A 9,223-nucleotide genomic window follows, 5' to 3' on the forward strand; every position below is an offset into this window, starting at 1 on the left:
CGGGTGCTGGCGCTCGCCGGACGAACCACCGGAGCCGGCCCGTGTGGCGTGTCGGCCGCGCGCGCGGTGGGCCCCCACCCGACAGGTGGCGTGCCTAACTGGACGCTCGCCGCCCTGACGGCGGCCTGCCCGCCGGGGGACGGGCCGCCGCTGCTGGCGGTCGCCGGCGCTCTGCACCCGCGGCTGGGCGCCTGCGCCTGCGTCGCGGCGCTGGCTGGGGCCGGCGCGGACGAGCTCGCGGCCGCCGTGAAGTCGCCGCAAGCGCTGCTGGACCGGGCCCGCCGCGCGGCCGTCGAAGGACCGTGGCTGCTGGTGGACCTCACCGTGGCCGCGGCGCCCGACGGGCGCGCCGTGATGCGCAACCGGCTGCTGGCGGGGCGCGACCCGCTCGCCCTCGACGCGTGGACGGCGCGTTGCCTGGGCTGGGATCCCGGGACGATGCCGCTGCTGCGCGCCGCGCGCACCGCCGGTTGGCGGTGGGACGCGGACGGAAGCACCCTGGTCGGGGACCTCGACGGGCAGACCCGCTCCGACGCGGTGCCGCGCCCGTGGCGGCCCGAACGCCGCTGGGGATGGGTCCGCCGGATCGTCGCGTCGGGCAATCGTCGCGCCGCCGCGGCAAGGACGCCCTGGCACGCCCTGGGCGACGACGTCGCGGCAGGTCGCGACCCGGCATGGGAGGTCGCCGCCGATGCATGAGCACCGATCGCATCCCGAAGACAAGTCCGCCTGCCGTGCCGTGACGGTCGCGGCACCGGCCAAGGTCAACCTCCACCTCGAGGTCCTGCGCGCCCGCGCGGACGGCTACCATGAGATCGAGACGATCCTGCAGACCGTCTCGCTCTGCGACGAGGTCCGGGTCGATCTTCGCGATCGCGGCGCCGGCGGGCCGCCCCGGATCTCCCTGTCGGTCGAGCCCTTCGGCACCGCGCCCGAATCCTCCCTGAATCTGGCCTGGCAGGCGGCCGAACTGTTCTGCCGGACCTGCGGGCTCGGCGGCGAACTCGGGCTGAAGCTGATCAAGCGCATCCCCGCCGAAGCGGGACTAGGCGGGGGCAGCAGCGACGCCGCGGCGGTCCTGGTCGCCTGCAACCGTCTGTACGGAACCGGCCTGTCGCCCGAACGGCTCGAGGAGTTGGGAGCCGAACTGGGTTCCGACGTGCCGTTCTTCATCAGGGGGGGGACCCAGGTGGCGCGCGGCCGCGGCACCGACCTGCAGGCGCTGCCGGCCATCACCAAGGGCAAATTCCTGATCGTGAAGCCGGACATCGCGTTGCGGACTTCGGACGTCTATGCGGGCTTGAATATGGGATTGACATTGCGCAGCCCCAAGGTTAACATCCGTACCGTTGAGGCCCTAATCGCCCGTTTTCCAACGGGTTCCTGGTTCGGGGCGAATCGTCTGGAAGATGTCGTCCTGCCCACGCAACCCGCCCTGCAGCGACTCGTGCAGTCGTTGCGAGAGAACGCAACCGTGGCCCTGATGTGCGGCAGCGGTTCGGCGGTCTTCGCCGTCTACGGCGACGGACGCCGGCGGGAGTTGGCCCGGCAGGAGGCCGTGCAGCCCGGGTGGAATGCCTGGGACGTCGACCCCTGGCCTGGCGGTGTGCGCGTCAGGGACGACGCCGACCGCGAATGAGCCCGCGCCGGACGAGCCACCACGGAGAGGTGCTGTCTTGGAAATCACGGAGATCAGGATCACCCTGAGGGACGACGAGAAGCTGCGCGGTTTCGCGAGCATCACCCTGGACAACAGCTTTGTCGTGCGCGGCCTGAAGATCATCGAGGGCGCGACTGGCATGTTCGTCGCGATGCCGAACCGCCGCCGCAAGGACGGGACCTTCCAGGACATCGCGCACCCCATCAACATGTCCACCCGCGAGTGGATGGAGAACCTGATCATCGCCGCGTACAAGCAGGAGCTCCAGCGCGCCGAACGGGGCGAAGTGCCCATCCTCTCCGGCCGCCACGAGGACTCCGCCCTCGAGGAGAGCTTCTAGAGGTTCGACTCGCTGGGGCGTCGTCAAGTGGCAAGACACAAGGCTTTGGTCCTTGCATTCGCAGGTTCGAATCCTGCCGCCCCAGCCATCCCCCCCCGCGCCCCCGATTCCCTGTTTACCGCGCCCGCCCCTTGCCCTATCCTTGCGCCGCGTTCACGGCGTCCCGGCCGTCCGTCCCGCGCCCCCGCCCCTCGAAAGGACCCCCGTCCATGAACGAGCTCGTGCTGATCAGCGGCAACGCCCACCGCGGGATGGGGGAGCAGATCGCCGCCCACCTCGAGAAGTCCCTGCTCAGCGTCGAGGTCGCGCGCTTCTCCGACGGGGAGATCAACATCAAGATCAAGGAGAACATCCGCGGCACCGACGTGTTCATCATCCAGCCCACGCAGCCGCCGGCCGAGAACATGATGGAGCTGCTGCTGCTCATCGACGCGGTGCGGCGGGCTTCCTGCCGGCGGGTGACCGCGGTGCTGCCGTACTTCGGTTACGCGCGCCAGGACCGCAAGGACCAGCCGCGCGTGCCGATCGGGGCCCGTTTGATGGCCAACCTGATCACCACCGCGGGGGCGGACCGCGTGCTGACCATCGACCTGCACGCCCCCCAGATCCAGGGCTTCTTCGACATCCCGCTGGACCACCTCTACTCGGCGCCGGTCCTGCTCGAGCACTTCAAGGACCGTTCGCGCGAGAACCTCGCCGTGGTGGCGCCCGACGTCGGCAGCATCAAGATGGCCCGCTCCTTCGCCAAGCGCCTCGAGGCGCCGCTGTCGGTCATCGACAAGCGGCGGCCGCGCCCCAACGAGGCGGTGGTGATGAACTTCATCGGCGACGTGCGCGGGATGGACGTCATCATCTTCGACGACATGATCGACACCGCCGGCACCATCACCCAGGCGGCCGACGTCTGCGTGCAGAACGGCGCCGCGTCGGTCACGGCCTGCGCCACGCACCCGATCTTCTCGGGGCAGGCCCTCGAGCGCCTGGCGGCCTCGAGCGTGTCCGAGGTCGTGGTGAGCAACACGCTGCCCTTCAGCCGGGGGGCCGAGTGTCCCAAGGTGAAGGTCCTGGACCTCTCCGGCCTGCTGGCCGACGCCATCGAGCGGATCCACCTGGAAAAGACCGTCAGCAAGCTGTTCGTCTGACGCCCGGTCCCGGTCCTTGACAATCCCCCGGAAAAATGCTTTATTTGGCGGTCTTTGAGGCGGAATGACCGCCGACCCCGTGCCGGACCGCGGCGCGCAGGCGAAAGCCGCGCGGCCGGGCGTTCCGGCGTGTCCCCCGGGGATGGGCCGCGGCACCCGGTGCCGACGGCCGACGACGCACACGACATCTGGTGGAGGCTGCTGCCATGGCTCTGATCGACATGACCGTCTATCCCCGGACGACCTCCGGCAAGAACGCGAACCGCCGGACGCGCGCGTCCGGCCGCACGCCCGCCGTGGTCTACGGCAACAACCGCGAGCAGGCGAGCAACCTGGAGTTCGATACCGTCCAGTTCGAGCGCATCCTCGACACGCACGGCGGCCAGAACCTCATGTTCTCCCTGAAGGTCGAGGGCACCGGCGAGTCCTTCGTGGCCGTGATGCGCGACCTGCAGCAGCACCCGGTGAGCGACATGGTCTACCACTGCGACCTGCTGGAGATCCCGCTGGACGTCCCGCTGACCCTCGAGGTCGGCCTGAACATCCACGGCGAGATGAACAAGCTGGTGCGCGCTGGCGATGCCATCGTGGACGTGGTGCGGCGCACCGTCGAGATCGAATGCCTGCCGCGCGACGTGCCCGCGCACCTGGACGTCGACTACACCGAGCTGAAGATCGGCGACAAGCTGACCGTGCGGAACCTCGTCCTGGAGAAGGGCCGGATCCTCACCGACGCCGACGAGATCATCCTCAAGCTGAACACCCACACCTTCATCGAGGCCGTCGCGGCGCCCACCGAGGGCGAGGCCGCCGTCGTTCCCGAGAAGAAGGACGACGCGAAGTAGGCGCTTCCGGCCGACGCGCCGGTGCGGGATCACGGCGGGGCGGCTGCGGCCGCCTCGCCGTTCGCGTTGCGGCCCCGCCGCGCGCCTGAAGGGGGTCGGACTTGCAACTGGTCGTGGGCCTGGGCAATCCCGGCGAACGCTACGCCTGGACGCGGCACAATCTCGGCTTCCTCGTGCTGGATGCCCTGGCCGCCCGCGCGCGGCTGCGCTTCGGACCCGTGCGCGACGGTTGCGCGACGGCGGCGGGCAGGCTCGGGGCGGGCGAGGTCGTCCTGGTCAAGCCGGTGCTCTACATGAACCGCAGCGGCGAGGCGCTGGCGGCCAGGGCCCGCGCCGAAGGCTGGTCGCTGCAAGCCGAAGCCCCGCCGCCGGAGTCGGCAGGGGAACCGGGGGCCGGGGAGACGGCGCCCGGACCGCCCCTGTCCGCATTCCCGCCGCCCTCGCCCATGTTCCCGCCGCCCTCGCCCATGGTCCCGCCGCCCTTGGCGGTCTGCGACGACATCGCGCTGCCCTGGGGGTCGTTGCGCCTGCGCGCGGGCGGCAGCGACGGCGGCCACCGTGGTCTGGAGTCGCTGGGGCGGGCCCTCGGCGGCACGCGGTTCCCCCGGCTGCGGCTGGGCGTGGACGGCAGCGAAACGGGCATCCCGCCGCCGGAATGGGCGGATTACGTCCTCGCGGAGTTCAGCGCCGCGGAACGGGCCGCCGCCGAGGATCTGGTCCAGGACGCCTGCGAGGTCCTGTTGACCTGGCTGGAGCACGGGCTCGAGACCGCCGCCGGCCGTCACAACCGCCGGGGCGGTCGCGCCTGATCCCGCTGCGCGCTTTCACGGGCTTGCGTCGGGGGGGCGGAGCGGTTATCATTGGCGGCCGGTCGTTTCGGCGACCGACGGCGTCCTTGCCCGCAGGCCGGGATCCGGACGCCACAGCACAGGGCGCGGCCAGTCCGCGCGATCCAACCCTGCCCGGAACACCGCCTCGGACCGGTTCCCGGTCCCCGGCGGAGCGATTTCGGGCCGTCAGTCCGAGGGGAGGTCCAAGCGTTGAAGAAGTATGAGATCATCTTCGTGTTGCAGGCCGACGAGCCCGAGGTCGAGCTCGAGGCGCGCGTGGCGAAGGTCCAGGCGTTCGTCGAGCAGCACGGGGGCGTCATCACCGAGCGCAACCACTGGGGCGTGCGCCAGCTGGCCTACCAGATCCAGCACGAGACCCGCGGGAACTACATGCACCTGCGGTTCCGGTGCGGCGGCGACGCCATCGCGCCGATGGACACGGAGTTCCGGCTCGACCACAAGATCCTGCGTCACCTGATCGTCGTGGACGAGGAGTGGAAGGAGCGCAACGAGGTCAGCATGGCCGAGAAGCGCCGGATCGCCTCTGCGGCGACCTCCCGTTCCCCCCGCTTCGCCGCCGTCGAGAGCCAGGAGACCGAGACGGCGGACGACTGAGACGATCGCCACCGCGGCCGGCCAGGAGCCGGCCCCGAGCAAGGAGAGTGACGCATGGCCAAGCGACCGGTGAAGGAAAAGAAGAAGCGTCCGCCGAAGAAGAAGAAGTGCTTCTTCTGCACGGAGGGCTACGTCGCCATCGACTACAAGGACGTGGACCTCATGCGCAAGATGACCACGGAGCGCGGCAAGATCTCGCCGCGCCGCAACACGGGGACCTGCCCCAAGCACCAGCGCATGCTGGCGGCGGCGGTGAAGCGGTCGCGTCAGATCGCCCTGGTCCCGTTCGTGAAGGAATACTTCCGCTAGGCCCGTCGCCGGCGGCGGCCGCCCCGGCAACGAGAACGAGTCAGCGAGAATCGAGTCAGCGGGAACGAGTCAGCGAGAGAGAGACATTGCCATGGACGTCATCCTGATCAAGAAAGCCGACAACCTCGGCGAAGCCGGCGAGACCGTGAACGTGGCGCGCGGCTACGCGCGCAACTACCTGGTCCCGCGCGGTATCGCCGTCGTCGCCGACGACAGCAACCGACGCCGCCTCGCCGAGGACGCGCGCTGGGACGACCAGCGCTCCGCCAAGGCCCGTCGCGCGGCCCAGGAGCTGGCGGCCGGCTTCGCCGACGTGTCCTGCACGATCGCCGTGCAGGCCTCCGAGGAGGAGCGCCTCTACGGCTCGGTCGGCGAGCGCGAGATCGCGCAGGCCCTGGCCGCCCAAGGCCTCGAGGTCGACCACAAGCAGATCCAGCTCGAGGAACCGATCAAGCAGCTCGGGGTTTACACGGTCCCGCTGCGGCTCCACGCCGAGGTCGAGGTCCCGATCAAGGTCTGGGTGGTGAAGGCGGAATCCTGACGGCCGAGCGGCCCAGCCAGGTGAGGACGAGCATGCGGGAACCGTCCCTGCCCGATCGCACCGACGGAGCCTGAATCATCGAGGCGGGGGGCCGGGGCATGCGCTGCCGGCCCCCTTGTCCGTAGCGGTCGGGACCGACCGCCACGCGGTGACGGGCACGGCCGCCCCGCCCTGAACGATGGCCACGCAACAGAACGGGAGCAGCGACCATGACCACTCCTCCGATCCTGCGCCGCGCCGCCGGTGTCGCCCTGCTGGCGGCGACCGCGCTGACGCTGGCGTCCTGCAGCGGCAACTCGTCCCCGGGCGTCTCCGCGAAAGGCGACCTGTTCGGCAACGGGCAGAAGGACACCTCGCCGGTCGTCGCCCGCGTGGGAGGCGTCGAGATCACGCAGAAGGACCTCGACCTCAGGTTGAAGGAGATGCCCGACGACCTCAAGGCGCAGTACGCCGACCCGGCCGAGCGCCGGCAGTTGTTGCGGCTGGTGATCGGGGAGCTGCTGCTGGCGCAGGGGGCGCTCACCTCCGACGCGATGAAGCATCCGGACGTCGTGCAGCAGCTGATCACCCAGCGGCGCTCGACGCTGATCGACGCCTACAAGGAAAAGGTGCTCTGGAAGGACCTGGAGCCGACGCCGGAACAGATCCAGCAGGAGTACGAGCTCAACAAGGCGATCTACTACCAGGTCGCGGCCACGGTGCGGGCCCGCCACATCCAGTGCAACACGAAGGCCGAGGCCGACGCCGCCTGGGCCCGCCTGCAGGCCGAGGGCAAGGCGCGGGCGTTCCCCGCCATCGTGGCCGAGATGTCGCGCAACCCGCTGTCGATCAAGGACGAGGGCCTGCTGGGCTGGTTCAACCGCGGCGGGTACATCGGCGCTCTGTCGTACGGCAGGGAGTTCAGCGAGGTCGTCTTCGACTGGGACTTCGGCCTGCACCCGCCCACGAAGATCGGCAGCCACTGGCACATCGTCGAGATCCTGGAGCGGCAGCCGGCGCGGACCCTCTCGCTCGCCGAGGTGAAGACCCGCATCGTCGACCAGCTCATGCCCGGGCTCCAGCAGGCGGCCAAGGACGAGTTCCTGGCGACCAGCCTGAAGCAGGCGCCCGTCGAGTACTTCGGCGAGTACCGCCCCGGCAGCGGCCGCTCCGCCGCGGAGCTGCTGAAGCTCGCCATGCTCGCCGCGAAATTCGAGCGCAAGCTGGAGCTCTACGACACGCTGCTCGAGGACTACCCGGAAAGCAAGGAAGCGCCGATGGCGCTGTTCATGAAGGCCAACCTGTACCTCGACGCCACCGGCGACATGTACCGGTGCCGGCGCTACCTGCAGCAGACGATCGACCTCTACCCGCAGAGCGAGGTCCGGGAGCAGGCCCAGTTCATGCTGGACAATCTGGGCAAGGTCGACTTCAAGGCGCCTCGCTCCATCCAGGAGCTGAGCACGCAGCCCCGCTGAACGGCGGGCGGCGGACGAAGGACGGCGGGGGAGCGTTGCCAGCGCTCCCCCGCTGTGTTATGACTGCGCCGCAGCGGCAACGGAGCCGCGCGCGCGGCGCGGCCGCGGCCCTCGCCGGGAGGCATGACGTGATGGAGCACAGTCGTCGCTGGGGTCGGATCCTGGTCTGGTGCCTGGTGATCGTGGCGGGCGCCTGCGCCGGCGGGGGCGGCGCCGACCGCACCGGTCGTTCCCTCTCGAGCGCCGAGCGCGATCTGGCCGGGCGACTGTTCGCGCGCCAGCAGGAGGAGCACGGCCTCGGCAACGACCGCGCCGCCCTCTCGCTGGGGCACGAGCTGATCGACCGCTACCAGGGTTTTTCGCGCCTGGACGAAGCGACGCGGCTGGCCGCCCTGTCCGCGCGCCGCCTGCACGATCCGGGCGAAGCCCTCAAGCTGACGGGCGAGTTCCTGGCGTCACGCCCCGACGCGCCGGGAGCGGCCGCGCTCCTGGACCTGCGGGCCGAACTCCTGCTGGAGGCCGGGGACGCCCCCCGCGCCGCCGAAGCTCTCGTCCTGCTCTACGATCACGCCGACACGGCGTCCGCCCGCGAGGACGCGGGGTCGCGGCTGTCCACCACGGCCGCCGCCTTGCCCGCCGACACCCTCGGCGCCCTGCGCGCCGCCCACCCTGGTTCCGGCACCCGCCCGCTGCTGGGCTACCTCTGGACCGGCAAGCTGCTGGCCGAACGCCGCGACGGCGAGGCGCGCGACGCCGTGGCCGTCCTGCGCGGCGAAGCCCCCGCCGACGCCTGGACGTCGAAGGCCGAGGCCCTGCTGGGCGACCCCGAGGCGGCGGTGCTGGCCGAGCGTCCGCTGCGGCCCGGCCCCGCCGGCATCGACCCGCAGCACGTGGCCGTGCTCTGCCCGTTGACCGGCCGGCACACCGTCCTGGGCAACGCCTACTACGACGGGGTGCGCCTCGCGCGCGACGAGGCGGGACGGCGCGGCTGGCGCCAGTACACCTTGACCGTACACGACTCGGGGATCGACCCGGTCGCGACCGCGCTCGCCGCGCGACGGCTGTTGGCCGAGAAGCCCCCGATCGCCCTGATCGGCGCCCTGCTGGCTTCCCCGACGGTGGCCGCAGCGCTGGTCGCCGGGGAAGCGGGGCTGCCGCTGGTCTCGCCCACGCCCACCGAGCCCGCGCTCGAGGACCTGGGGCCGTGGGTGTTCGCCACCGGGGACGACGGCGGCGCCGAGGCGCGGCTGGCGGCCCGCTTCGCGGTCGAGTCGCAGCACCTCCCGCGCGTGGCGGTGCTGTATCCGGACGACCCTGCCGGGCTGCGGCTCTACGAACTGTTCGCGACCGAGGCGATCGAGCACGGCGGGACCCTGGTCGCCGCCGAGGCCATCCCGGCCGACCCCGCCGCCGCCGCGGAACTCGTGCGCGGCCTCGCCGCGGCCGGTCCGCAAGCCGTCTACGTGCCGGCTGACCTGCCGCGG

General features: G+C 71.2%; 11 protein-coding genes and 1 tRNA gene. All 12 read left to right on the plus strand.

Features of this window, described 5'->3' with window-relative positions; genetic code table 11:
• Nucleotides 1–699, plus strand: a 699-nt coding sequence (locus Q7W29_10180) for a hypothetical protein (protein MDO9172187.1), incomplete at its 5' end; no start/stop codon positions are given.
• A gap of 40 nt (nt 700–739) precedes the next feature.
• Entirely contained in the window at nt 740–1,639 is a 900-nt protein-coding gene (gene ispE, locus Q7W29_10185) for a 4-(cytidine 5'-diphospho)-2-C-methyl-D-erythritol kinase (protein ID MDO9172188.1), read from the plus strand.
• A gap of 37 nt (nt 1,640–1,676) precedes the next feature.
• The gene (spoVG, locus tag Q7W29_10190; GenBank protein MDO9172189.1) at nt 1,677–2,000 is read left to right on the plus strand and encodes a septation regulator SpoVG; all 324 of its coding nucleotides are present in this window, start codon (nt 1,677–1,679) and stop codon (nt 1,998–2,000) included.
• 13 nt (nt 2,001–2,013) lie between these two features.
• A tRNA-Gln gene (locus tag Q7W29_10195) sits at nt 2,014–2,088 on the plus strand.
• Between the two features lie 121 nt (nt 2,089–2,209).
• Nucleotides 2,210–3,142, plus strand: coding sequence for a ribose-phosphate pyrophosphokinase (locus Q7W29_10200; protein ID MDO9172190.1), 933 nt, complete (start codon nt 2,210–2,212; stop codon nt 3,140–3,142).
• A 206-nt stretch (nt 3,143–3,348) separates the two neighbouring features.
• Complete coding sequence (locus Q7W29_10205; GenBank protein ID MDO9172191.1) at nt 3,349–3,987, plus strand: 50S ribosomal protein L25; 639 nt, start codon at nt 3,349–3,351, stop codon at nt 3,985–3,987.
• Between the two features lie 101 nt (nt 3,988–4,088).
• A complete protein-coding gene (locus tag Q7W29_10210; protein ID MDO9172192.1) occupies nt 4,089–4,796 on the plus strand; it encodes an aminoacyl-tRNA hydrolase in 708 nt (235 codons plus the stop codon).
• Between the two features lie 231 nt (nt 4,797–5,027).
• Entirely contained in the window at nt 5,028–5,432 is a 405-nt protein-coding gene (gene rpsF, locus Q7W29_10215) for a 30S ribosomal protein S6 (protein MDO9172193.1), read from the plus strand.
• Between the two features lie 54 nt (nt 5,433–5,486).
• The gene (rpsR, locus tag Q7W29_10220) at nt 5,487–5,741 is read left to right on the plus strand and encodes a 30S ribosomal protein S18 (protein MDO9172194.1); all 255 of its coding nucleotides are present in this window, start codon (nt 5,487–5,489) and stop codon (nt 5,739–5,741) included.
• 91 nt (nt 5,742–5,832) lie between these two features.
• The gene (rplI, locus tag Q7W29_10225; protein MDO9172195.1) at nt 5,833–6,282 is read left to right on the plus strand and encodes a 50S ribosomal protein L9; all 450 of its coding nucleotides are present in this window, start codon (nt 5,833–5,835) and stop codon (nt 6,280–6,282) included.
• 209 nt (nt 6,283–6,491) lie between these two features.
• Complete coding sequence (locus tag Q7W29_10230) at nt 6,492–7,739, plus strand: peptidyl-prolyl cis-trans isomerase (protein ID MDO9172196.1); 1,248 nt, start codon at nt 6,492–6,494, stop codon at nt 7,737–7,739.
• Nucleotides 7,740–7,870: 131 nt separating this feature from the next.
• Nucleotides 7,871–9,223, plus strand: a 1,353-nt coding sequence (locus tag Q7W29_10235; protein MDO9172197.1) for an ABC transporter substrate-binding protein, incomplete at its 3' end; no start/stop codon positions are given.

It is taken from the genome of bacterium (genome assembly GCA_030654305.1).
In the GTDB taxonomy this organism is placed as follows: Bacteria; Krumholzibacteriota; Krumholzibacteriia; order LZORAL124-64-63; family LZORAL124-64-63; genus PNOJ01.